Raw genomic sequence first — 24,037 nt, 5'->3', positions numbered from 1 at the left:
AGGGCGCGCTTGCCTGTCACGATCGTCCGAGAAACCGCCAGACGGTCGTCTTCTTCACCTCGCTGTCTTCGAGCGCACGCGTGACAGGCACCGCATAGGTGGCCAGCGCCACCATGCGGTCGCGCGGACAATAGGTGCGGCCGGGGTCGCCGACGATGACGTCGATGCCGGCGGCAACCAGATCCTCGAACCAGGGCACCAGCCTGTCGGCAAATGCCTTGTCGTAGAACACGTCGCCTGCGAGAAACACGTCGCACGCGGTCGGCTGGCCGATCCGGTCGGCGTTCTCATGGGTCACGACAACATCGTTCAGCTGCGCGTTGAGCCCGATTGCGGCTGTCGTCCACGGGTCCGTGTCCATTGCGAGAACGGATGTCGCACCGGCCTTCACGGCGGCGATCGCCACCAGTCCGGAGCCGGAGGCGAAATCGACGACGGTCCTGCCGGCGACCAGATCGGGATGATCGAGCACGTACCGGGCAAGCCCCTGGCCGCCGGCCCAGGCGAAGGCCCAGAAGGGCGGCGGCAGGCCGATCGCGTCCAGCTCGTCCTCCGTCTTCAGCCAGAGATCATGCGCCTCGCTCGCCAGGAAGAGCTTGACCTCGGGAACATGCGGTGGCGAGAGGATGCCGGTGTTCTCGCGGATGAAACGCTCGGGATCAGTTTTCACGCTGCGGGCGAGAGCGGCGGGTTGTCGAGGCCGCCCATGCGGCAGACTTCGCGCCATTCCGCTTCCGTCACGGCCTGGACCGACAGGCGCATGGAGGTGACGAGCTGCATGTCTTTCAGTCGCTCGCTCGCCTTGACGTCCTTCAACGTCACGGGCTTCGGCAGATCGCAGACCGCGCGGATATCGACGCAGTCCCAGCGCGCATCGCCCTCGGCGGTCGAATCCGGGTGCGAAAGCGCGCAGACCTCGGCGATGCCGACGATCTCCAGGCCTTCGTTGGAGTGATAGAAGAAGCCTTTGTCGCCGATCGTCATGGCCCGCATATTGTTGCGGGCGAGGTAGTTGCGCACGCCGGTCCATTCGGTGCCGGCCGCGCCCGCATCCTTCTGCATGGCCCAGGACCATTTGAACGGTTCGGATTTCCAGAGCCAGTAGCGCATGCCCGTCACTCCGGCTTGTTGAAGACCCAGTTCCAGGCCTTCACCTCGACCGAGGCGAAGAGGCCGGCTTTGGCGTAGGGGTCTTCGGCAAAGAGCGCGGTGGCCGCCTCTCTGGTTTCCGCGTCGATGATGACGAGGCTGCCGGTCGGCTTGCCGTCGTCGCCCAGGAACGGGCCGGCGACCTTCAGGATGCCGCGGGCGTTGAGGTCGTCGAGATAGGCGACATGGGCAGGCCGCGTATCGAGGCGGATCTGGAGTGCGCCTTCCTTATCGGTGCAGAGGGCTGCAAAGAGCATGGTCGTGCCTTTCCAAAGCTATTCGTGTGTGATGGGGCGGGACATGAGCTGTTCGAGCGCAGTTTCCACGTCGATCGCGCCGTCGATCATGGCCGCGACGGCAAAGGTCAGCGGCATGTCGAGACCGAGGCGACGGGCCTGCGCTGCCGCGACCGAGGCCGCAAGCGCGCCTTCCACGAGGTCGGCGGTCGGGCTGGCGGCGCGGCCTTCGCGCCCGAGCGCGATGCCGTATCGCAGATTGCGCGACTGGTGGCTGGTGGCGGTGAGGACGAGGTCGCCGAGCCCAGAGAGGCCGCGGACCGTGTCGCCCTGACCACCGCAGGCCGCGACATAGCGCGAGAGTTCGGCAAGGCCGCGGGCGATCATGGCGGCCCGGGCGGATTCGCCGAGGCCTGCGCCCTCGACGATGCCGCAGGCGATGGCCAGCACGTTCTTCAACGCGCCGCCGAGCTGCACGCCCGTGCGGTCGGCCGAGGGATAGAGGCGGAATGTCGGGCCGGACAGGGCGGTTGCAAGCCGTGCTGCGCGTTCCGACGACGTGGATGCGATGACCATGGCGGTCGGCAGGCCGGTGGCGATATCGGCGGCAAAGCCGGGGCCGGAGAGGACGGAGACGGCGTGGTCACCCAGTTCCTCGGCGACCACCTCCGTCAGAAGACGGCCGGAGCGGCGTTCCAGACCCTTGGCGCAGATGACGATATCGGCGTCCTTGGCAAGATAGGGCCGGAGCGCCTGCGCTGCGTCGCGCTGCGCCTGCGACGGCATGGCGAAGAGCACGATGCCTGCTGCCGAAACGGCGCTCGGCTCCGTCGTTGCAGACAGGGCTTTCGGCAGGTCGATCCCGGGCAGGGCCTCCTCGTGCCGGTGCCGGGTCAGGATCGCGTCCACCACGTCGCGTCGCCGGGCCAGCAGCGTGACCTCGGCGCGGCCGGTGCGGGCGATCACGGTCGCAAGCGCGGTGCCGAAGGCACCGGCGCCGACGACGGCCACCTTGTCAGGGGACGAGATCGCCGCCGCGCTCATGCCTTTGCGCCCCGTTTGCCAAAGCCGAGCAAGGTCTGGGCATTGCCGTCGAGCGGCCAGCGCGCACGGGGCGATACGGAGAGATCGTCCGCGGGCAGGCCCGCGGCCATGCGCTCGGCACCTGCCCAGGCGATCATCGCGGCGTTGTCGGTGCAGAGATGGAGGGGCGGCGCGACGAACGCAAAGCTGTTCCGTTCGCAGAGGCTGTCGAGCGTTGCGCGCAGCGCCTGATTGGCGGCAACGCCACCGGCAACGACGAGAGAAGGCTTGCCGACATCCGGATAGGTCTCGCGGAAACGCTGGAGACCGCGCCCGATCCGGTCCTTCAGCGTCCGCGACACCGCTTCCTGGAAAGAGGCGCAGATATCGGCGATGTCCTGGTCTGCCACCGGAGCGATCGACTGCGCGGCCTGCCGCACGGCGGTCTTGAGGCCGGAGAAGGAAAAGTCCAGCCGGGCCTCGCCGACCAGAGGCCGGGGAAAGGTGAACCGTGCCGGATTGCCGGTGCGCGCCGCACGTTCGACGGCGGGGCCGCCGGGATAGGGAAGGCCGAGAAGCTTTGCCGTCTTGTCGAAGGCCTCGCCCAGCGCGTCGTCGATGGTCGTGCCCCAGCGCTCGTAATCACCGGTGCCGCGCACCAGCACCAGCTGGGTATGGCCGCCGGAGACCAGCAGCATCAGATAGGGAAAGGAGAGCCCATGGGTCAGGCGCGCGGTCAGCGCATGGCCTTCCAGATGGTTGATGGCATAGAGCGGCTTGCCCGCTGCGCGCGCCATCGCCTTGCCGGTCATGAGGCCGACGATCAGCCCGCCGATAAGGCCGGGGCCGCTGGTTGCGGCGATGGCATCGACCTCAGACAGCGACATTTGCGCGCGGTCGAGCGCCTCGGCAATCAGCGTATCCAGCGCTTCGACATGCGCGCGGGCCGCGATCTCGGGCACCACGCCGCCGTAGAGGCTGTGTTCCTCGAGCTGGCTCAGCACCACGTCGCCCAGGATTTCGCCGCGCCCGTCCGGCTCGCGCAGCACGACGGAAGCGGCGGTTTCATCGCAGCTCGTCTCGATGCCGAGAATACGCAGGGGCCGGTTCATGGGTGGTCTACTCGAAGATTGCGGACGGGAATAAAGGGGGGTACACGGACCTCCGGTAACAATGGATCGTAGCGGATGCAAACGAAACCTTTCCGGATCGGCACGCGCGGCAGCCGGCTCGCGCTGGCTCAGGCCCATGAAACGCGCGACCGGCTGATGCTGGCGCATGGTCTGCCGGAGGAGATGTTCGAGATCGTGCCGCTATCGACGGCGGGCGACCGCATCACCGATCGCGCGCTGTCGGAAATCGGCGGCAAGGGACTTTTCACGCAGGAGCTGGAAGACCAGCTGTTGGCGGGTACGCTCGATTTTGCCGTCCATTCGGCCAAGGACATGGCGACGCGCCTGCCCGACGGCCTGTTTCTGTCCGCCTTCCTGCCGCGCGAGGACGCCCGCGACGCCTTTATCGGCGGCACGGCGCCGACGCTGCTGGCTTTGCCGGAAGGCGCGACGGTCGGTTCGGCGTCGCTGCGCCGGCAGGCGCTGATCCGCCGATTGCGGCCGGATATCAACGTCATCGTCTATCGCGGGCTGGTCGAGACCCGGCTGCGCAAGCTGGCCGAAGGTCAGGTGGACGGGACGCTGCTCGCTCTTGCCGGGCTGAAGCGGCTCAACCTCGAAGGTGTGGCGACCGAAATCCTCGACCCCACCTATTTTCCGCCGGCGCCGGCACAGGGCGCGATCGCCGTCGAGAGCCGGATCGGCGACAGCCGGATGACCGCGTTTCTGTCGGCCATCGATGACCCCAGGACGCATGAGGCCGTGACCTGCGAACGCGCGTTTCTCGACACGCTGGACGGGTCGTGCCGGACGCCGATCGCCGGCTATGCGGTCTCGGACGGGGAGCAGATCTCGTTTTCGGGCATGATCCTGACGCCGGACGGAACGCAGCATCACCGCGTCTTTGCCGAGGGACGGGCCGCGGATGCGGCAAGGATCGGCGCGCAGGCGGGCGACGACATTCGCGCCGATGCGGCCCCCGGTTTCTTCTCCAGCTGGGCCTGAGCGGATGCGCGTCCTCGTTACGCGCCCGGAAACCACGGCGGACAGGACGCTCCGGCGGCTGGCGCTGGCCGGCCACGAGACGCTGCTGCTGCCGCTGAGCGAGGCAGAGCACCTGCCGATCCGGGCGGGGGCCCTGTCCGCCTCGGCCGTCGTTGCAACGAGCGCGGAAGCGTTCCGGGCGCTGCGGCACTCTCCCGAAGCCCTGCCGTCGCTCGTCTCCCTGCCGGTCTACTGCGTCGGGGATGCGACCGCGGAGGCGGCGCTTGATCTCGGCTTTTCCCAGGTGCGGGTCGGGCCCGGAGACGCAGCCGGACTTGCGGAATTGATCCTTCGTGATCGGGGGGCTGCCACGGGCGTTCTGCTCTATCTCGCGGGCACCCCCCGGCTGCCGGAGCTGGAAACGCGCATGACCGTTGCCGGTGTCCCGCTCCAGGTTCGTCTCGTCTATCGCATGCGCCCCGTCGTTCGGCCGCCCGGCGCTTTTTCGGCGCAGGTTCAGGCCTTTTCTCCGGACGCGGTGCTGTTCTACTCGCGGGAGGCGGCACGACAGTTCTTTTTCGAGGTGGCCCCGGCAATGCTTGCCGATGCGGTGCGGATCCTCTGCCTCGGGCCGCGGATCGCCGATGCCGTGCCGCCCGGATGCCGGCATGTGGAGATCGCGCCCCGGCCGGATGAGGATGCCCTGCTTGCGCTTCTCGACGCCTGAATCACGCAAATCGACCGGTGGGGCCTTTCCCTCGCCCAGGTCGGTGTCTAGGTTTATGCCGTTGACCTCACGCATAGAGAAGAGAGCATGGATCCGGAGAAACCGCCGCGCCGCACCAAGCCCGACCGGCAGCCGCTGACGATCGATCTGCCCGCCACGCCCGCTGCATCCGATGCGGCGAGACCGGAGGACACGGATGCTCGCCCAGAGGCACGGGAGCCTGTCTCGTCCGACATGGTCGTGCCCGATGCCGTCCTTGTGTCCGATGAAACGGTTGCGAAGGACGCCGGGATCGCCGCTGCAGCGAATGATCCGGTGGAGAGCATCCCGTCCGATCGAGAGACGCCGCCCGATCCGCTGAGCGAGACGATCCGGGAGGCCGAGGCTGCAGAGGAGACGCGCGCCGAAGCGGCCGCCGCCGCTTTCGCCGAGGAGCCTGCATCGTCGAGCCGGTCGGCCCGGACTTCGGTCCCGCCGACGCAGCCGGCCGGCGCTTCGGCGACCATGCGCTCTTCCGAACCTGCACATTCTTCGCACGCTTCGAGCCCGTCGCGCGCAGGTGCGCTGGCGGCGGGCATCGTCGGCGGTCTGATCGCGCTTTCGGGCGCCGGCGTCCTGCAATATGCGGGCGTCCTCCCGGCGATCGGTCCATCGTCCTCGACCGGTGCTGCGTCGGGACGCGATCTCGGTGCCGAAATCGATGCCTTGAAGGCGCAGGTTTCGACAGGGGGATCGTCATCTAGCGAAGGCCTTGAGCAGAGGCTTGCCGCTCTCGAACAGACGATCGGCGTCAATGGCAGTTCATCCGGCGCGGAGGACTTAAAGGCGCAGGTCGAGAGCCTGACGCAGGAGCTCGCAAGCGTGAAATCCGGTCTTGCCGACCAGAGCCGCGCGACGCAGACGGCGACATCCGAGCTCTCGACACGCATCGAAGAAGCGGAAAAGAAGCTCGACGAGCCCGCCAGCGACGTGCAGCTCGCGCGCGCCATCGCGGTTACCGCGCTGAAGACCGCGATCGACCGTGGCGGACCGTTCCTTGCCGAACTCGATGCGTTGAAGACGATTTCGCCGGACGACCCGGCCGTTGCCGGCCTTGCCGACATCGCACCGCGCGGCGTCTCGTCGCGCACGGATCTGACACGATCGTTCCCCGACACGGCCGACGCGATGCTGGCCGCCATTCGAGGCACCGATCCGAATCAGGGCATCTTTTCGCGACTGATCGGAAGTGCGGCGTCCGCCGTGCGTGTCCGTCCCGTCGGCAGCGTCGAGGGTACGGGTCCGGAAGCCGTCGTCGCGCGGATCGAAGACCGCCTGACCAATGGCGACCTCAAGGGCGCGAGCCTCGAATGGGACGGCCTGCCGCAGCCTGCCAAGGATGCCGGCGCCGCGTTCCGCACAAAGCTCGATGAACGCATCGCGGTCGAATCTTTGATCGACGCCGCCGTGGCCGGAGCCGCAGCCGGCTCCGCACCCGCCAAACAGGGCTGAGGAGAGCCGATTTGATCCGTATTCTCATCTTCGTCCTGATCGTGCTTGCGCTCGGCGCAGGTTTTTCCTGGCTTGCCGATCGGCCGGGCGAACTGTCGCTGGTCTGGATGGACCAGCGTATCGAGACCAGTCTGATGGTCGGCGCCACGCTGCTCGTGGCATTGATCGCGGCCATTCTGCTCGTCGTCTGGCTCGTCCGTCTCATCTGGTTCTCGCCGCACTCGATCGCGCGTTACTTCCGCGTTCGCAAGCGCGACCGGGGCTATCAGGCGCTGTCGACCGGGCTGATCGCAGCCGGTGCTGGCGATGCGATCCTCGCTCGCAAGATGACGGCCCGCACGCGCGGGCTTCTGTCGGCCGATCAGGAGCCGTTGATCCATCTTCTCGAAGCGCAGACCGCGCTGATCGAGGGCAAGCATGACGATGCCCGCCGCAAGTTCGAGCGGATGGCGGAAGACCCGGAGACCCGCGAACTCGGGCTCCGTGGCCTGTATCTCGAAGCCAAGCGTTTGGGTGCCAACGAGGCGGCGCGGCAATATGCCGAGCGTGCGGCCGACAAGGCGCCGCATCTCGCCTGGGCGACGCTAGCGACCCTCGATGAGCGCAGCCAGGCGGGACGCTGGGACGAGGCCGTGCATCTTCTCGACCAGAGCCGCACCAGCCATGTCATCGACCGCAAGGAGGCCGACCGCAAGAAGGCCGTGCTGCTCACCGCCCGGGCGCGGGAGCGTCTGGATGCCGACCCGAAGGCGGCGCGCGACGATGCGCTGGCCGCGCTGAAGCTCGACGCGACGCTGGTGCCGGCCGGCCTCATTGCGGCGAAAGCCTTGTTCCGGGAAGACAATCTGCGCAAGGCGGCGTCGGTGCTCGAAAAACTCTGGAAGCAGGAACCGCATCCCGACATTGCCAAGGCCTATGTTCGGGCACGGAGCGGCGATTCGGCGGTCGACCGGTTGAAGCGCGCCCGCAAGCTGGAAGCGTGGAAGCCGAACAATGCGGTGTCGCTGATGGCGGTTGCGGAAAGTGCGCTGGAGGCTCGCGAACTGGCGCTGGCGCGCTCCATGGCCGAGGCCGCCGCCCGCATCGCGCCGACGGAGAGCGTGTTTCTGCTGCTTGCCGATATCGAGGAAGCGGATACCGGCGACGAAGGGCGTATCCGCCACTGGATGAACCAGGCGCTGAAGAGCCCGCGCGATGCGGCCTGGATCGCCGACGGCGTCGTCTCCGAGGAATGGCTGCCGGTCTCACCCGTCAGCGGCCGCCTGGATGCATTCGAGTGGAGGATGCCGGTCAACACGATCGACGGCCCGCTCGAGGAGGGTGGCGTCAGCCGCGGAGAGGCAGCGATCCGCAGCCTGCCGCCGGTCGCAGCGTCCGTTGTTGCTGCAACGCGCGACGCGCCGGAAACGACGGTGGCGACACCGCCAGCACCGCCGACCATGCCTGCTGAGACGGTGGAGCGCCCGGCAGCGATCGCCGTCCCGGTTCCGACCGAATCGGTCATCGTTCACGAGCCGATCGAGCCGGCGCGGTCCGTGGTCGTCACGGACGCAGACGACTCGACGCACACGGCATTGGTCAAGAAGGATGAGGGGGCCGTGGCCGTCAAAGCGCCGGCGCAGCCGGTCTCCGGCGCGACATCTCCGGCCAAGCCGGCGGAGGCGCCGATCGAGCCCTTCTTCGGCCGGCCGCCGGACGATCCCGGCGTTCGCACCGATAGAGTTGCAGAAAAGACGACATTCAAACTTTTCTGACGGTTCGGGGGCCCTTCGGGGCCCCTTTTCGCATTTGCGAAACGAATAGGGCTGGACCCTGCTTTGCGGCTCGTCTTTCCTGTCGGCATCAACGACCCTCCTTTCGTGAGCGCCGCGCAACCCATGTTTGACCGTATCCGTACCTTCATCGACAGTCTCACCGGTGCCGAGCACCCGAACCCGATCGAGGCGGGCGATCCGCGCATCGCGATCGTCGCTCTCTGCATCCAGGTCATGGAAGCCGACGGCCATGCCGACGACGTCGAGCGCCGCAAGGTCCGTTCGATGATCAAGGAGCACTACACGCTCGACGATGCGGCCCTCGATGCGCTGATTGCCGCTGGCGAGGACGCCGAGAGCGAGGCGATCGATTTCTTCCGCTTCACCTCCGACATCAAGCGGCACTTCAGCGAAGAGCAGCGGATCGATCTCGTCGGCATGCTGTGGGAGATCGTCTATGTCGATGGCGAGCGCAGCGAGATGGAAGATCACGTGATCTGGCGGATCGCCGACTTGCTCGGCGTCTCCGGCCGCGACCGCATCATGAAGCGGCAGGAAGCCGCGGCGAAATCCGACATCGTCGAGACGGCGGAGCACTGAGGCCTCTCACCCTCGCCGCTGGCGAAACGGAGTGAGCCTACCGTTTCGTCTCGGGTGCATCCAGCGTGTCGATCCGGCGCAGTTGCGAGAAGCCGAGCGACCAAATCACCGCCACCAGCAGCGTGCCCGCCCCGCCGATGACGACGGCGGGAACCGCACCGATGGCCGACGCCATCATGCCGGCTCGAAATTCTCCCAGCTCGTTCGACGCGCCGACGAACACCATGTTGACGGCGTTGACGCGACCACGCAGCTCGTCCGGAGTCCAGAGCGTGATCAGCGTTTCCCGGACATAGACCGAGATCATGTCGGAGGCGCCCATGATGACGAGCGCCACGATGGAGATCCACGGCGTGGCGGACAGGCCGAAGACGACGGTGCCGAGGCCGAAGAGAGCCACGCCCACGAACATCAGCACGCCAGCGCGGTGACGGATCGGGTGGGCGGCAAGCCACATGGCCATGCCGACCGCGCCGACGCCGGGGGCCGCGCGCAGGAGACCGAGGCCCCAGGGTCCGAGATCGAGGATATCGCGGGCGAAGACCGGCATGAGCGCGATGGCCCCGCCGAGAAGAACGGCGAAGAGATCGAGCGAGATGGCGCCGAGCACGACTTTTTCTGCGCGGATATAGCGAAAGCCGGCCGTGATGGCCTGCCAGCTCTGGGCGGTCTGGCTGTTCTTCTGTGCAGGCTTGGGGATCGCATAGACCATGCCGACGCTCGCGGCGAAGAACAGAACGGCGACGCTATAGGGGACGGCCGGTCCGAGCGCGTAGATCAGGCCGCCGACGACGGGGCCGACAATCATCGCCGTCTGCCAGGAGGTGGAATTCCAGGCGATAGCGTTGGCGAGATCCCGCTCCGGCACGAGATTGGGTGCGAGCGACTGGGAGGCCGGCGCGAGAAAGGCCCGCTCGATGCCGAACACGACGAGAATGGTGTAGACCGGCCAGAGGGTGAAGGTGCCGGTGAGGGTGAGGACGAGGAGAGCCGCGGCGCAGAGCGTGCTGACGCCCATGCAGATGCCCATGATAATGCGCCGGTTGTAGCGGTCGGCGACCGAGCCGGTGACAAGGATGAGGACCAGCGACGGCAGGAACTGGAAGAGGCCGATCAGGCCGAGGTCGAACGGATCGCGCGTCAGATCGTAGATCTGCCAACCGACGGAGACGCTGACGATCTGGATGGCGAAATAGGCAAGGAAGCGCGCGAAGAAGTAGCGGCGATACCCGACATGCCGGAAGGCGGCGTAGCGGTCTCCGGTTTCGACGATGGACATGAACTGGTCTTTCCCGGCCTCTGATGCGTCGGCCCGTTCGTATGAGCGCCGGCCATCGCGAGCCATAGCGCCGTCTTAAACATGTTGTCACGCGGCACGGGCCGCAGGGTTGCCGCGTTGCGCGCCAGTGTCTACATGTCTTTCAACTACTGCATAATGTCGCGCTCCGGAATCGGTTCGCGGAGAAAATTATGCGACGCCATCAATGTTGGAACGACGGTTGCCCATCGCCGATGGCGCACGGCGGTCCATGAACCGGAGGCCCGGCATGCTCGCCGTCATCGCAACGCTGAATTTCATTATCAATATCGCCTGGTTTCTCATCATCGCCTCGGCGATCTTCTCCTGGCTCTATGCCTTCAACATCATCAACACGAACAATCAGGCGATCAGCATGATCGGCCGGTCGCTCTACCAGCTGACGGAGCCGCTCTACCGTCCGATCCGTCGTATCCTGCCCAATATGGGCGGTGTCGATCTGTCGCCGCTCGTCGTCCTGGTCATCCTGTTCTTCCTGCAGCAGTTTCTCAACACGACGATCGCTCCGGCGCTGCTCGCGCCGACCTACTGACCCGACCTTCACGCTGTTTCAGATAAAAGGCCCTTCGCGCGGTGTCTCGCGCGAAGGGCCTTTCTCGTTCATCCGAAGAGCGCAAGGCTGGCCCGTACCGTGACCCAGACGCCCCAGGCGAGGGGTAGGCCGACGCAGGCCCAGGCGAGAAGGGCCTTGCCATCGAAGCCGCCCCGGCCGATGCCGAAGGAGCCGGACGGGCCGGCATTGACGGCGGCCGTCTTTGCCTGGAGCGCTGCGACGTCCGCATCCTTCATGAACCATTTGTCGGCAAGCGGCCGCACGAAGGCGTTGGCGACAAGGCCGAGTGCGAGCATGCCGGCAAGGATATACATGGTGGTGTTGTAGACTTGATCGCGCGGAAGCCCCGCGGCGATCTGCGCCTCGCGGATGTAGTTGACGACGACAGGCCCGATGATGCCGGCCGTTGCCCAGGCCGTCAGCAGCCTTCCATGAATGGCGCCGACGAACTGGGTGCCGAAGATGTCGGCGAGATAGGCGGGAATGGTGGCGAAGCCGCCGCCATACATCGACAGGATGATGCAGAGCATGCCGACGAAGAGCAGCTTGCTCTGGATGCCGGCCGCCCAGGGGACGAGCGCATAGAGCACGATCCCGATCACGAAGAAGCAGAAGTAGGTGTTCTTGCGGCCGATCCTGTCGGACAGGGAGGCCCAGAAGAAGCGTCCCCCGATATTGAACAGAGAGATGAGCCCGGTGAAGCCGGCGGCGATCGCCGCGACGCCCGCCAGCTGCTCTTTCGACATAGCGGTGAAGGCGACGCCCGGCGCGCCGATGAGCGAGCCGGCGAAGATCTCCTGAAGCATGGGCGAGGCCATGCCGATGACGCCGATGCCGGCGGAAACGTTGAGGCAGAGCACGGCCCAGATCAGCCAGAACTGCTTCGTCTTGTGCGCATCGCGCAGGTGGACGTGGCGCGTGGTGATCATCGTGCTTTTCGCGGCGGGCGGGGCCCAGCCTTCCGGGCGCCATCCGGCGGGCGGAATGCGGTAGCCGAAGGCGCCGGCGAGCATGAAGACGAGATAGCCGAGCGCCATGACGACGAAGGTCTGCCAGACGCCGACCTGGGTATCCGAGCGAAAATAGGTCATCAGGATGTTGGCGAGCGGCGCGCCGATCATGGCGCCGCCGCCAAAGCCCATGATGGCCATGCCCGTCGCCATGCCGCGCCGGTCGGGAAACCATTTGATGAGGGTGGAGACGGGCGAGATATAGCCGAGGCCAAGCCCGATGCCGCCGATGACGCCGGCGCCGAGCCACATCATCCAGAGCTGGTGCGTGGCGACGCCGAGGGCCGCAATGAGGATGCCGCCGCACCAGCAGAAGGCCGAGACGGTCGCGGCCTTGCGCGGGCCGGCCTTTTCCAGCCAGCCGCCCCACAGTGCGGCGGATGAGCCGAGCAGCACGAAGAACAGCGTGTAGATCCAGCCGAGATCGCTAACCCGCCAGTCGCAGGTGGTGGTGAAAAGCGCGGAGCCGAGCGTGAGATCGGCGCAGGCTGCCGGTGCGGAGATGCCGATCGCCTTCGACAGAGGCAGCCAGAACACGCTGAAACCATAGGCCATGCCGATGCAGAGATGGATGGCAAGGGCGGCCGGCGGCACGAGCCAGCGGTTGAAACCGGGTTTGGCGATGATGCGCTCCCGGTCGAGCAATCCTGCCGACACGGGAATGCCGAGTTGCGTCGTTGCCGACATGGTCGTCCTCCTCCTCTGAGCCCCTCCTCGGGCGGTTGGTCTGCGTCGTCAGGCGCGGGATCGACGGCGTGCAGCCTCCACACTGCAGGGTCGACCGTCGCGCACAGGGTTCACCTCTCGGGCATGTTCGGCTCTGACAGCGATTCGCCCGCAGCCGTGCCCTTGCCGCCGGGTGCGCCGCGCGCGGCATCCGCACCGGTGCCGATCGCATCCCTTTTCGAATACGGTCGCTTGATCAGCGGGGCGGCCGCCAGCACCAGCGGATCGAAGCCTGCATCGCCCTTCTCGATCAGCGCGAAAAAGGCGCTGCGCATCCGGGTCTCCCAGAATTTGTTGATATGGATGGCGATACCCGCCGGTCCGTCTTCATGCGGCTGCGAGCGAAAGAAGGTGGCGATCTGGTTTGCCATGCGCACGAGTTTGGCGTCCGTGCCATGCGGCGGGCCGTCTTCTCCGTGATGGGGAGGCTGTGCGGCATCAGGCGACATGGCTTGTCCTCTTGGTCGGCCGGATGGTCTCGGGAGGGGTGGCCTCGGAATGAGTGACCGCGGAATGGGGTGTCTCGGCGACGATGCGGTCTGCATGGGTGAAGACCTCGAACTCGTCCCCCCGCACCAGCGCCACGAGCGTCATGCCCGCCGTCTCGGCGGTGCGGATCGCGAGCGCTGTCGGGGCCGATATGGCGATGATGAAGGGGCTGCCGAGAATGGCCGTCTTCTGGACCATCTCGACCGAGACCCGGCTCGTCACAACGACGGCGCCGGAGGCGCCCGTGTAGCCCTGGCGGGCAGCGGCACCGGCCAGCTTGTCGAGCGCATTGTGCCGCCCGACGTCCTCGCGCACGGCGATCAATCCCTCTTCGGGCGTATAGAAACCGGCGCCGTGGACCGCGCGGGTCTCTGCATGCAGCGGCTGCCGGGTGTCGAGCAGGGCGACCGCCTGCGCGATCTCGCCCGGCGTCAGGCTGAGGCGGGCGGCGGCGACCGACGGTGTCTGCCGCACGGCCTGCTCCAGGGATTCGATGCCGCAGAGGCCGCAGCCGACCGGACCGGCCATATGCCGGCGACGGGTGACCAGGGCCTCGTGCTGCGCGTCGCGCAAGGCGATCTGCAGATCGTAACCTTCCGGCGTCTCGACGGCCTCGATGCTCTCGATATCGGCCGGTTCCGTGATGATGCCTTCCGTCAGGCTGAAGCCGGTGGCGAAATCCTCGAAATCGGCGGGCGTCGCCATCATCACGGCATGGGTGGAACCGCCATAGCTGAAGGCGACGGGTATTTCTTCGGGAACGATGCGGTTGGCCGGGCGAATGCGACCGTTGCGGCGGGACAGCTGCGGGACGGTGCGGGCGAGGGGGATAGCGGTCGAGCGGGTCATCGGCATCATCTCGGCGCGATCCGTGCCGTGTCCACCGCCCGTCCGGTCGTCGTAAGCGTCATTCTGCGGCCTCCAGCTTGGCGGCGATGCGACGCGACTGGCGGGCCTGATCCTCGTATTCGGTCTGCCATTCCGACGGGCCGTTCGACGGCGAGATCTGCACCGCGGTGACCTTGTATTCCGGGCAATTGGTCGCCCAGTCGGAAAAGTCCGTGGTGATGACGTTGGCCTGCGTCGTCGGGTGGTGGAAGGTGGTGTAGACGACGCCTGTCGCGACCCGGTCGGTGATCAGCGCCCGCAGCGTCGTATCGCCCGAACGGCTGGCCAGCCGCACCCAGTCGCCATCGCGGACGCCGCGCAGCTCGGCATCGTGCGGGTGGATCTCCAGCCGGTCCTCCTCATGCCAGATGACATTTTCGGTGCGCCGCGTCTGCGCGCCGACATTGTATTGGCTGAGAATACGGCCGGTGGTCAGAAGCAGCGGGAAGCGCGGCCCGGTCTTCTCGTCGGTCGCGACATATTCCGTGCGGATGAACTTGCCCTTGCCGCGCACGAAGCCGTCGATATGCATGATCGGCGAGCCTTCGGGCGCCTGTTCGTTGCAGGGCCACTGCACGGAGCCCTTCTCGTCCAGATAGGCATAGGAGACCTTGGCAAAGCTCGGCGTGGTCGCCGCAATCTCGTCCATGATCTCGGACGGGTGCGTGTAATCCCAGCCAAGGCCCATGGCGCGGGCGAGGTTCTGCGTCACTTCCCAGTCGGCATAGCCGTTGCGCGGGGTCATGACCCGGCGCACGCGATTGATGCGGCGCTCGGCATTGGTGAAGGTGCCATCCTTCTCAAGGAAGGTGGAGCCCGGCAGGAAGACGTGGGCGTAGTTCGCGGTTTCGTTGAGGAACAGGTCCTGCACGACGACGCATTCCATGGCGGCGAGACCGGCTGCGACATGTTTCGTGTCCGGATCGGACTGGAGAATGTCCTCGCCCTGGATGTAAAGCCCCTTGAAGGAGCCATCGACGGCGGCGTCCAGCATGTTGGGAATGCGCAGGCCCGGCTCGTCGGAGAGCGTGACGCCCCAGAGCTTTTCGAAGATATCGCGCGTCGCATCGTCCGAGACGTGGCGGTAGCCGGGAAGCTCGTGGGGGAACGAGCCCATGTCGCAGGAGCCCTGCACGTTGTTCTGCCCGCGTAACGGGTTCACGCCGACACCGGGGCGGCCGATATTGCCGGTCGCCATGGCGAGGTTGGCAATCGCCATGACGGTGGTCGAGCCCTGGCTGTGCTCGGTCACGCCCAAGCCGTAATAGATCGAGCCGTTGCCACCGGTGGCAAACAGGCGGGCGGCGCCGCGCAGCGCCTCGGCCGGAACGCCGGTCAGCGCTTCGGTTGCTTCCGGGCTGTGGCGCTCTTCCGCGACAAAGCCTGCCCAGTCCTCGAACTCCGACCAGTCGCAGCGGGTGCGGATAAACGCTTCGTCGCAGAGGCCCTCGGTGACGATGACATGGGCGAGTGCGGTGACGACCGCGACATTGGTGCCGGGGCGCAGCGGCAGGTGATAGGCGGCCTCGACATGCGGCGTGCGGACGAGATCGATCCGGCGGGGATCGATGACGATAAGCTTGGCACCCTGCCGCAGCCGCTTCTTCAGCCGCGAGCCGAAGACGGGGTGTCCGTCGGTCGGGTTCGCGCCGATGACGATGACGACATCGGTGTTCTCGACCGAGTCGAAATTCTGCGTGCCGGCCGACGTGCCGAAGGCCTGCCCGAGACCGTAGCCGGTCGGCGAATGGCAGACGCGCGCGCAGGTATCGACATTGTTGTTGCCGAAGCCGGCGCGGATCAGCTTCTGGACGAGGTAGGTTTCCTCGTTGGTGCAGCGCGACGAGGTGATGCCGCCGATCGACTCGCGTCCGTACTGGTACTGGATGCGTCGGAACTCTGCCGCGGTATGGGCGAGCGCCTCGTCCCAGCTGACCTCCCGCCAGGGGTCGGTTACCTTCTCTCGGATCATCGGGTTGAGGATGCGCTCCTTGTGCGTGGAATAGCCATAGGCGAAGCGGCCCTTGACGCAGGAGTGGCCGCGATTGGCCTGTCCGTCCTTCCAAGGCACCATGCGCACCAGTTCCTCACCGCGCATTTCCGCCTTGAACGAGCAGCCGACACCGCAGTAGGCGCAGGTGGTGACGACCGAATGCTCCGGCTGGCCGATCGATATGACCGATTTTTCGGTGAGCGTGGCGGTCGGGCAGGCCTGGACGCAGGCGCCGCAGGAGACACATTCCGAGGAGAGAAAGTCTTCGTGCTGGCCGGGCGACACGCGACTGTCGAAGCCGCGGCCCTCGATCGTCAGCGCGAACGTGCCCTGCACTTCCTCGCAGGCCCGCACGCAGCGCGAACAGACGATGCATTTGGAGGGATCATAGGTGAAGTAGGGGTTGGATTCGTCCTTCGGCATCCAGCGGGCATTGAGGCCGTCGCTGTCGCGCGCCTTCACGTGATTGTCGCCCTCATAGCCGTAGCGCACGTCGCGCAGGCCGACCGCGCCGGCCATGTCCTGCAATTCGCAGTCGCCATTGGCCGCGCAGGTGAGACAGTCGAGCGGATGATCGGAGATGTAGAGCTCCATCACGCCCTTGCGGATGTCTTTCAGCCGCGTCGTCTGGGTGTGGACGATAAGACCGGGCGCGACGGGCGTGGTGCAGGAGGCCGGCGTGCCGTTGCGGCCCTCGATCTCGATCAGACAGAGCCGGCAGGAGCCGAAGGCATCGACCATATCCGTGGCGCAGAGTTTCGGCACCTGGATACCCGCTTCCATCGATGCCCGCATGATGGAAGTGCCCTCGGGCACGGTGATCTCGCGACCGTCGATGGTCAGCGTCACCAGCGTTTCCGCGCGGGAGGCGGGAGTGCCGAAATCGGTTTCAGGAACGAGAAGCATGTTGGTCTCCTGAAAGATGTGGGGCGTTCTGGGCGGTGTTACCTTGGGGTTGCCCCTCATCCGGCTGCCGCCACCTTCTCCGCGTTTTGATGGGGAGAAGGGACGTTTGGCGAGGCGTTTCCCTGTTCGAAAACGGTGAGCCGGCCACGTCCGCTCGCCGCGCAAGCGGGGAGAGGGCTCGGGTGAGGCGCGGCCTACGAGCCGCAGTCGTGCTCGACGCGCGCATCATTCCGCCGCCTCCACGACCGGTGCCGCGACGAAATCGTCCGGGAAATGCGTGACCGCGCTCATGACCGGATAGGGCGTGAAGCCGCCCAGCGCGCAGAGGGAGCCGAACTTCATGGTGTTGCAGAGGTCCGAGAGCAGCGCCAGGTTCTTCTCCGGCTCGATGCCGCGACCAATGCGATCGACGACCTCGACGCCACGGGTCGAGCCGATGCGGCAGGGCGTGCATTTGCCGCAGCTTTCCACGGCGCAGAATTCCATGGCGAAGCGGGCCTGTTTCAGCATGTCGGCGGTGTCGTCGAAGATGGTGATGCCCGCGTGGCCGATGAGACCCCCGGCGGCGGCGAAGGCCTCGTAGTCGAAGGGCGTGTCGAACAGCGCGCGCGGGAAGTAGGCGCCGAGCGGGCCGCCGACCTGCACTGCCTTGACGGGGCGTCCCGTTGCGGTGCCGCCGGCGATCGCATCGACGATCTCGCCGAGGGTGAGACCGAAGGCGACCTCATAGAGGCCGGTCTGCCGGGCATTGCCTGCGATCTGGATGGGGATGGTGCCGCGCGAGCGGCCCATGCCGAAATCGCGATAATGCTCGGGGCCTTTGTCGAGGATGATGGGCACCGAGGCGAGCGAGATGACGTTGTTGATGACGGTGGGTTGGCCGAACAGGCCTTTGTGTGCCGGCAGCGGCGGCTTTGCCCGCACCACGCCGCGCTTGCCTTCGAGCGAGTTGAGGAGGGCCGTTTCCTCGCCGCAGACGTAAGCGCCGGCCCCGGTGCGGATCTCGATGTCGAAGCCGGCGCCCTGTCCGAGCACCGACAGGCCGAGGATGCCCGCACGCCGGGCGATGCCGACGGCGTTCGTCATCGTGTCGATGGCGTGGGGATATTCCGAGCGGATGTAGACGAAGCCCTTGGTGGCGCCGGTCGCAAGACCCGCAATCGCCATGCCCTCGATGACGACGAAGGGATCGCCTTCCATGATCATCCGGTCGGCAAAGGTGCCGCTGTCACCTTCGTCGGCATTGCAGACGATGTATTTGCGGGGGTCTGCGCAATCGAGAACGGTCTTCCACTTGATGCCGGTCGGAAAGCCCGCGCCGCCACGGCCGCGCAGGCCGGACAGTGTGACGGCCTCGACGATCGCTGCGGGGGACATCGCGAAGGCCTTCGCAAGGCCCGCGAGCCCACCATGGGCGCGGTAATCCTCCAGCGACAAAGGGTCGATGACGCCGCAGCGGGCGAAGGTGAGGCGGGTCTGGTTCTTGAGGAAGGGAATTTCCGCCGTCGGCCCGAGGCAGAGCGGATGATCGATACCGGTCGATGTGTCGGCATGCAGAAAACCGGAATCGAGCAGGGCGCCGACATCGGCTGGCGTTACCGGGCCGAAAGCGATGCGTCCGTTGGGTGTTTCCACCTCCACCAGCGGCTCCAGCCAATGCAGGCCGCGCGACCCCGTGCGCACGATGGTAAGGTCGAGCCCGCGGGCCGTCGCCTCCTGCGCCAGGCGCGCTGCGACGCGATCGGCTCCGACGGCACGGGCCGCGGCATCGCGGGGGATGAAGATCCGAATCACGCCGCCACCTCCGCAAGAAGGCTATCGAGTGCCGAGGCATCCAGGCGCCCGTGCACCGCGCCGTCCAGCATGGCGGCGGGTGCGGTGGAACAGAGCCCGAGACAGAAGACAGGCTCCAGCGTGACCGCGCCGTCCGCCGTCGTCTCGTGGAAGTCGATGCCGAGGCGGGCTCTTGCCTGTTCGCCGAGGCGGTCGCCGCCCATGGCCTGGCACGCCTCGGCGCGACAGAGCTTGAGCACATGCCGGCCGGCCGGATGGCTGCGATAGTCGTGATAGAAGGTGACCACGCCGTGGACTTCGGCGCGCGACAGGTTGAGGCCGGTGGCGATCATCGGGACGGCGTCGTCCGGGACATGGCCGAACGTCTGCTGGACCGCATGCAGGATCGGCAGAAGCGGTCCTTCCAGATGCTTCAACTCGGAAACGATTGCAGCGATGCTCGTTGCGAGATCGCTCTTCTCAAGGTGTCGATCCACCGGGCTCCTCCGTGCCTGTCTGCGACGCGCCAGCGGCTGCGCCGGCCTCCTCCAAGCAGATCGTGTGATGAGGACACGAGCCTGACGTCGAATAAGGAAGGTCTCAGAGATGCGCCCTGCGGGCAATATGGAAGAATCGTGGATCGATAGAAGATTTCTATCAAAACTCCTGTTGCTCTGCCAGTTTTCGCGCTTCATGCAGGAGCGCCGAGACCAGAGGCGTATAGGGCTCGCGATGGGTGGCGACTAGGCCGACGAGATGGCCGGCATCCGGCTCTTCGATCGGGATCACCTGGATGTCGTCGTGAAAGCCGAAAGATTTCGCGACGTTGAACGGCATGATGCTCGCCCACTGGCCGGTGCGGATGTGGGAGAACAGGACGATCATCGAGTTGGATTCGAGCGTCGGGCGTGCCTGAACACCCGCCGCGCTGAAATGCTGATTGATAATGCGCCGGTTCTGCATGTCGTTGGTCAATAGACAAAGCCGAATGGTGCTCGCCTCCGCCCAGGTCACCGAGGCTCGGTCTGACAGGGGCGATCCGGTGGCGGCCACGAGATGATAGCGTTCCATGACGAGAGGCACGCTGGTCACCCGTCCGACCGGCTCGTTGTCGAGATAGGTCAGGCCCGCATCGATCTCGAGATTTTCGAGTAGCCCGAGCATTTTCGAGGAGGTGGTCGAGAGAACCGAGAAGGTGACGTCGGGATGTTTTTCCTGAAAGGGAGCGGTGAGCCGCGGGACCATCGCCAGTGTTGTCGGGACGGCCGCGAGGCGGATGTGGCCGGCAAGGCCTTTCTTCGCCGCCCGCATTTCCTCCCGCATCGTGCGGGCATCGCCGACGATGCGACGGGCCCATTCCAGCACGCGCTGGCCTTCCGGCGTCAGACCCTGGAAGCGGGCGCCGCGATTGACGAGCATCACCCCGAGCGTGTCCTCCAGCTGGCGGATGGCGGCAGAGAGCGTCGGCTGGGTGATGCCGCATTGTTCGGCGGCGCGGCCGAAATGCCGTTCCTGCGAGAGAGCGATGAAGAATTCAAGCTTGTCGATCATGCCGGGGGATCATGCGCTTTCCCGGCTCTCTGAGCAACAGAGGGCCCGGCTCTCTGAGCAACAGAGGGCCCGGCTCTCTGAGCAACAGGGGCCATGTTCCCCGAGCAACAGGGGCCCGGCTCCCGGATAACCTCAGGGGGTCAGGAACCGGTGCCGCCGCGGACTTCGTTGATGATGGTGCGGACGAGAATGCGGGTGTCGAGAAGGACGGAGAAGGTCTCGATGTATTCGACATCGCTCAGGATACGGCGGACGGCCATGTCACGGTTGGTCGTCGGTCCGCGCAGGCCGCGGCACTGGGCAAGGCCTGTCAGTCCCGGGCGAACCAGATGGCGGGCTTCATAGCCGCGCACGAGGTCTGCATAGTTCATGCCGCCGGCGACCATGTCGGGGACGTGCGGTCTCGGTCCGACGAGCGACATATGCCCGACGACGACGTTCCAGAGCTGCGGGATTTCATCGAGGCTGGTTCTGCGCAGGATGCGACCGATCCGTGTGACGCGGGGATCGCCATCGACCGTCAGCCGCACGCCGGCGTGATCGCACTGCTCGACATACATCGATCGGAATTTCAGGATCTCGAACGGAACTTCGTTTCGGCCGGTCCGCAGCTGGCGGAAGAAGATGGGGCCCCTGCTCTCGAGCCTGATGAGGACGGCGACCAGAAGAAGAAGCGGCGCGAGCATGATCAAACCCGCAACCGCGCCGCTCACGTCCATCGCTCGCTTCAGGGCGAAATTGATCGGTCGCCGCGGAAGCGTGCGGGTCGAGAGCGTGGGCGTATTGTCATTCGCCAGCACCGTACCGTTCAGCTTTGCGTCGCGCAGGGGTGGGCGTGCACCAGGGCACGTGCTTGCGACGCCGGGTGTTCCGGAACGACCTTTTTTCTGCAGTAAGGAATGGGGGCTCATTGGCTGGTTCCCTGCAATCGAGGTTCTTATGGATCTGAAAGGACGAAGGTTTAATATGCGCTTGGCTTATACTGAACCGGCACAGTTGCGTGCCAAATTGATACGTAAAGCTTCGTAATAAACCCGGCTTCGAAGTGCTGTTCCGCCGATCAATAGTCGCAATTAATGATCTATTAAATATAAGGGTGTTTGGCAACCGGCCGATCCAAAAGACGAGTCTATTGGTTAACTCTAATATTGAAGACGAGCGCCGCTCGCAAGAGAACCTATGTTCGGGGGAAGGGCGGTGGCTCGAAGGCGCGAAGCGCGCTCTTCGGCATCCAGAGGAATGCATCCGCATCGCTCAAAGGCAGCCAGGCGGATGGATCGAAGAAGGCGTCGCTGATCTTGCGGCGCGGCTTTTCGCTCTTGCGGGCGAGGAAGTTGAACCGCGGCAGATCGACCCGTTCCCGCTTGAATGCGATACGGCTCCCGAATTCGTCCTTGTCGAACTCCTGAAGCGCTGCGATCTGACGGAGCATCTCGCCATCGTCCTGCCAGCGCACCTCCTGCAGGAAGGCTTCGACGGCACGGCTGCCGGCCTTAAGGACGGCCGTGCTGTCCGCTTCCAGCTCGATGTTGAACTTGACGCGGAAGGTCAGGACGCGGCCTTGCAGATCACCCTTCAAGAGCACGAAGACGGAGGATTGTTGCGGCGGCGGCGGTTCGTCCGGCGGCGCCTCGATCAGGGGTTCGTTGTCCGGATCGAAGTTCTCGCCCGATGGCTCTCTGGGCGGCGCATTTGAGGCGGCGACCTCCGGCCGTGGTGCCGGTCCCGCACCGGCTTGCGCGCCGCGGCCGATCGGCAGGAAAGAGGAGCATTCGGAGCCTTGGCCGCCGACGGCGCTTGCGGTCCAGGCGATATCGGGGAAGCCGTTTGCACGGAGCGTTTCGCAGAGGCGGCGGGGATCCATCCGGATCGATCGGACGAAGGTGGTCGGGATCCCATCAAGATTGGCGCGGGCGTAGCGCGGAACCCGGATCGTCGGCGACGGCAGGCGGATGCCCTTGACGACGCGGATGACGGGCAGATCGACACCTTGCGCATCGCGGACCGTCGGCTTCGCGAAGGGGAAAAGCTGTTCGAGCTTGACCGGCGGATAGCCGAAACGGGCCAGGACGATATTGAGGTTGCGCAGGTCGTTGGCCCCCAGCACCGTGCCGAGGATCGCCGTGAAGACGACGAGAACCGCGATGGCAAAGAATACGCGTCCCGAACGGCCTCTCGTCACCTGCGTCATGCCGCTTCTTCGTCTCCGTCTGGTCGTCGCTCGCCTGGTAAAGCCCTATGAGCTTGTCTTTGCCCGGAGTCCAGTGCGGTGACGATGCGCGAGGGAGGGGACGTCGGTCTCTCGGCGCTAGAAGCGGTCGCCGCGATCGACAGGGTCAGCGGGCATGCCGATCACGATAGGCAACAATGCTGACGTGCACAATCAGGAGCGGCCATGCCAGGCAGTACAACAGGCCGACGACGCGCATGATATCCCAGCCCCCCGCCAGCGACATCTCGCCTTCGCGATAGGTCATCTCGAGAAAAAGCAATGCGACGAGCGCGTAGAGTGTCAGCAGGATCGTTTCTGTCATGACGGTTTCCGCATATCAAATTAACAGGAGCGGGCGTTCTTGCCAAGAATCAAGCCTGTGCCATAGCGGCACAATGTGTCCTGATTTCGCAACCGGATGCGATTCTCGGGAAACACGCCCTATCAAGCCTGCAGAGGCTTGCGCGGGTCTGGATGCGCGAGATCCTTTTCGCCGGATCACATGCCTTCGTCGGGAATGTTGAGAATGTGGCCGCAGGCCTTGCAGTGGACGGCGTCGGCGTCATGCCGGTTCAATCCGCACTGGGGGCAGGAAAACCGCACCTTGTTGGGCCGGACGATGGCTTGTGCCAAGCGCACGAACAGGGAGATGCCGAAGATCATCGTGACGATGGAGGTGAGCTTGCCGAGCGTGCCGGGCAGGGTGATATCGCCGAAGCCCGTGGTGGTGATGGTCGCCACCGTGAAATAGAGCGCATCGACAAAGCCGGAGATGCCGGATTCCGTCGCGAAGAAGGCGGTATAGACGAAGCCCGTGACGAGAAAGAGGAACGTGACGAAATTGATGCAGGCGCCGATGACCTCCTGGTACTCGCGGCAGCCGGCCCGGTGAACCAGAATGCCGAAGACGCGGCTCTGGCTGAAGGACCATATGCGCAGCGCCCGGAGGAAGGCGAAGTTCGAAAACGTCTCGGGAAAGAGCAGCGTCGCGAGAATGACGATATCCACCAGCGTCATCGGCCGGACGAGAAACCGCCAGGGATTGTTGGCGATCAGCGCCCGCGCCGTGAGTTCGAAGGCGATCAGGGCCGCAATCGCATAGTCGATGACGAGATATGTGCCGTGCCGCGCCAGATAGGGGCCGGCGAGGAAAAACAGGATGACGGCGAGATCGACGATGCCGATCGTCACCTGGAAGCCGACGGCCTGGCCGTCGGTGCCGTAATAGAGCCGTCTCAGCGTGCCGCGCAGGCCGGACTGCGGAGCATCTTCGCGCGGGAGATCCTCGGCGTCTCTCGTCGTCACGGGGCTTGCGACCGGGTCCCGATCGTTCGCCTCGTCACCCATGTCTGCGCCGCCGCTCTTGCTGTTCGTCATTCTGCCCGCCTGAACTGCGTCGAGACATAGCCGGGTCCGGCGCCTCTTCAAGAGATCGCGCCGCGCTCTGCCCTCGTATTGCCGGAATTGCTGATGAAAGCCAGGACCAACCTCGACGTCGCCATGCGCCCGCTCCGTTTCGCACTGCATCCGAACGTTACAGGA

General features: G+C 65.7%; 23 protein-coding genes. 6 read left to right on the top strand and 17 right to left on the bottom strand.

The genetic code is table 11. The annotated features are described in order from the left end of the window. Nucleotides 1-16: 16 nt before the first annotated feature. The 5 genes from ASG39_RS17495 to tsaD are packed head-to-tail and all read right to left on the bottom strand — an operon-like array spanning nt 17 to nt 3,520. Entirely contained in the window at nt 17-670 is a 654-nt protein-coding gene (locus ASG39_RS17495; RefSeq protein ID WP_062596268.1) for a methyltransferase, read from the bottom strand. Next, a complete protein-coding gene (locus ASG39_RS17490; protein ID WP_062596267.1) occupies nt 667-1,110 on the bottom strand; it encodes an EVE domain-containing protein in 444 nt (147 codons plus the stop codon). The genes ASG39_RS17495 and ASG39_RS17490 overlap by 4 nt, the downstream gene beginning before the upstream one ends. Before the next feature lie 5 nt (nt 1,111-1,115). Further along, nucleotides 1,116-1,406, bottom strand: coding sequence for a YciI-like protein (locus ASG39_RS17485; RefSeq protein WP_062596266.1), 291 nt, complete (start codon nt 1,404-1,406; stop codon nt 1,116-1,118). Between the two features lie 18 nt (nt 1,407-1,424). Beyond that, nucleotides 1,425-2,429: an NAD(P)H-dependent glycerol-3-phosphate dehydrogenase gene (locus ASG39_RS17480; protein ID WP_062596265.1), complete on the bottom strand. Its 1,005-nt coding sequence runs from the start codon at nt 2,427-2,429 to the stop codon at nt 1,425-1,427. Next, nucleotides 2,426-3,520, bottom strand: a complete 1,095-nt coding sequence (gene tsaD / locus ASG39_RS17475) for a tRNA (adenosine(37)-N6)-threonylcarbamoyltransferase complex transferase subunit TsaD (protein ID WP_062596264.1) — start codon at nt 3,518-3,520, stop codon at nt 2,426-2,428. The genes ASG39_RS17480 and tsaD overlap by 4 nt, the downstream gene beginning before the upstream one ends. Before the next feature lie 75 nt (nt 3,521-3,595). Between tsaD and hemC the strand changes: the two genes are divergently transcribed. The 5 genes from hemC to ASG39_RS17450 all read left to right on the top strand — a co-directional run bounded on the left by hemC (nt 3,596) and on the right by ASG39_RS17450 (nt 9,076). Then, the gene (hemC, locus tag ASG39_RS17470) at nt 3,596-4,525 is read left to right on the top strand and encodes a hydroxymethylbilane synthase (protein ID WP_062596263.1); all 930 of its coding nucleotides are present in this window, start codon (nt 3,596-3,598) and stop codon (nt 4,523-4,525) included. Nucleotides 4,526-4,529: 4 nt separating this feature from the next. Next, nucleotides 4,530-5,231: a uroporphyrinogen-III synthase gene (locus tag ASG39_RS17465; RefSeq protein ID WP_062596262.1), complete on the top strand. Its 702-nt coding sequence runs from the start codon at nt 4,530-4,532 to the stop codon at nt 5,229-5,231. An 87-nt stretch (nt 5,232-5,318) separates the two neighbouring features. After that, complete coding sequence (locus tag ASG39_RS17460; protein WP_062596261.1) at nt 5,319-6,722, top strand: mitofilin family membrane protein; 1,404 nt, start codon at nt 5,319-5,321, stop codon at nt 6,720-6,722. An 11-nt stretch (nt 6,723-6,733) separates the two neighbouring features. Then, entirely contained in the window at nt 6,734-8,476 is a 1,743-nt protein-coding gene (locus ASG39_RS17455) for a heme biosynthesis protein HemY (RefSeq protein ID WP_062596260.1), read from the top strand. Nucleotides 8,477-8,599: 123 nt separating this feature from the next. Further along, nucleotides 8,600-9,076, top strand: coding sequence for a TerB family tellurite resistance protein (locus ASG39_RS17450; protein ID WP_062596397.1), 477 nt, complete (start codon nt 8,600-8,602; stop codon nt 9,074-9,076). 37 nt (nt 9,077-9,113) lie between these two features. Here ASG39_RS17450 and ASG39_RS17445 read toward each other — a convergent pair whose 3' ends face one another. After that, entirely contained in the window at nt 9,114-10,355 is a 1,242-nt protein-coding gene (locus ASG39_RS17445) for an MFS transporter (protein WP_062596259.1), read from the bottom strand. A 268-nt stretch (nt 10,356-10,623) separates the two neighbouring features. Here ASG39_RS17445 and ASG39_RS17440 point away from each other — a divergent pair, with 268 nt between their 5' ends. Beyond that, nucleotides 10,624-10,926, top strand: coding sequence for a YggT family protein (locus ASG39_RS17440; protein ID WP_062477929.1), 303 nt, complete (start codon nt 10,624-10,626; stop codon nt 10,924-10,926). Nucleotides 10,927-10,994: 68 nt separating this feature from the next. Here the strand turns inward: ASG39_RS17440 and ASG39_RS17435 are convergent, their stop codons facing one another. The 11 genes from ASG39_RS17435 to ASG39_RS17385 form a co-directional block, all read right to left on the bottom strand. Beyond that, a complete protein-coding gene (locus ASG39_RS17435) occupies nt 10,995-12,644 on the bottom strand; it encodes an OFA family MFS transporter (protein WP_062596258.1) in 1,650 nt (549 codons plus the stop codon). Nucleotides 12,645-12,754: 110 nt separating this feature from the next. Further along, nucleotides 12,755-13,132, bottom strand: coding sequence for a formate dehydrogenase subunit delta (locus ASG39_RS17430; protein ID WP_062596257.1), 378 nt, complete (start codon nt 13,130-13,132; stop codon nt 12,755-12,757). Continuing rightward, nucleotides 13,122-14,021, bottom strand: a complete 900-nt coding sequence (gene fdhD, locus ASG39_RS17425) for a formate dehydrogenase accessory sulfurtransferase FdhD (RefSeq protein WP_082477350.1) — start codon at nt 14,019-14,021, stop codon at nt 13,122-13,124. The genes ASG39_RS17430 and fdhD overlap by 11 nt, the downstream gene beginning before the upstream one ends. Nucleotides 14,022-14,079: 58 nt before the next feature. After that, nucleotides 14,080-16,959, bottom strand: coding sequence for a formate dehydrogenase subunit alpha (gene fdhF, locus ASG39_RS17420; protein ID WP_062596256.1), 2,880 nt, complete (start codon nt 16,957-16,959; stop codon nt 14,080-14,082). 225 nt (nt 16,960-17,184) lie between these two features. Beyond that, nucleotides 17,185-18,753, bottom strand: a complete 1,569-nt coding sequence (locus ASG39_RS17415) for an NADH-quinone oxidoreductase subunit NuoF (protein WP_062596255.1) — start codon at nt 18,751-18,753, stop codon at nt 17,185-17,187. Next, complete coding sequence (locus tag ASG39_RS17410; RefSeq protein WP_062596254.1) at nt 18,750-19,229, bottom strand: formate dehydrogenase subunit gamma; 480 nt, start codon at nt 19,227-19,229, stop codon at nt 18,750-18,752. The genes ASG39_RS17415 and ASG39_RS17410 overlap by 4 nt, the downstream gene beginning before the upstream one ends. Before the next feature lie 160 nt (nt 19,230-19,389). Beyond that, nucleotides 19,390-20,283, bottom strand: a complete 894-nt coding sequence (locus ASG39_RS17405; RefSeq protein ID WP_062596253.1) for a LysR family transcriptional regulator — start codon at nt 20,281-20,283, stop codon at nt 19,390-19,392. A 140-nt stretch (nt 20,284-20,423) separates the two neighbouring features. Then, nucleotides 20,424-21,083: a sugar transferase gene (locus tag ASG39_RS17400; protein WP_244481264.1), complete on the bottom strand. Its 660-nt coding sequence runs from the start codon at nt 21,081-21,083 to the stop codon at nt 20,424-20,426. A 377-nt stretch (nt 21,084-21,460) separates the two neighbouring features. After that, nucleotides 21,461-22,474: a DUF6030 family protein gene (locus ASG39_RS17395; RefSeq protein ID WP_062596252.1), complete on the bottom strand. Its 1,014-nt coding sequence runs from the start codon at nt 22,472-22,474 to the stop codon at nt 21,461-21,463. A gap of 145 nt (nt 22,475-22,619) precedes the next feature. Beyond that, nucleotides 22,620-22,817 (bottom strand): hypothetical protein, encoded by a 198-nt coding sequence (locus tag ASG39_RS17390; RefSeq protein ID WP_062596251.1) that lies wholly within the window; start codon nt 22,815-22,817, stop codon nt 22,620-22,622. A gap of 176 nt (nt 22,818-22,993) precedes the next feature. Beyond that, nucleotides 22,994-23,872: a potassium channel family protein gene (locus ASG39_RS17385; protein ID WP_082477338.1), complete on the bottom strand. Its 879-nt coding sequence runs from the start codon at nt 23,870-23,872 to the stop codon at nt 22,994-22,996. Nucleotides 23,873-24,037 lie beyond the last annotated feature (165 nt).

The organism is Rhizobium sp. Leaf371 (assembly GCF_001424045.1).
Lineage (GTDB): Bacteria > Pseudomonadota > Alphaproteobacteria > Rhizobiales > Rhizobiaceae > Ferranicluibacter.
This window is presented reverse-complemented; position numbering and strand designations above follow the sequence as displayed.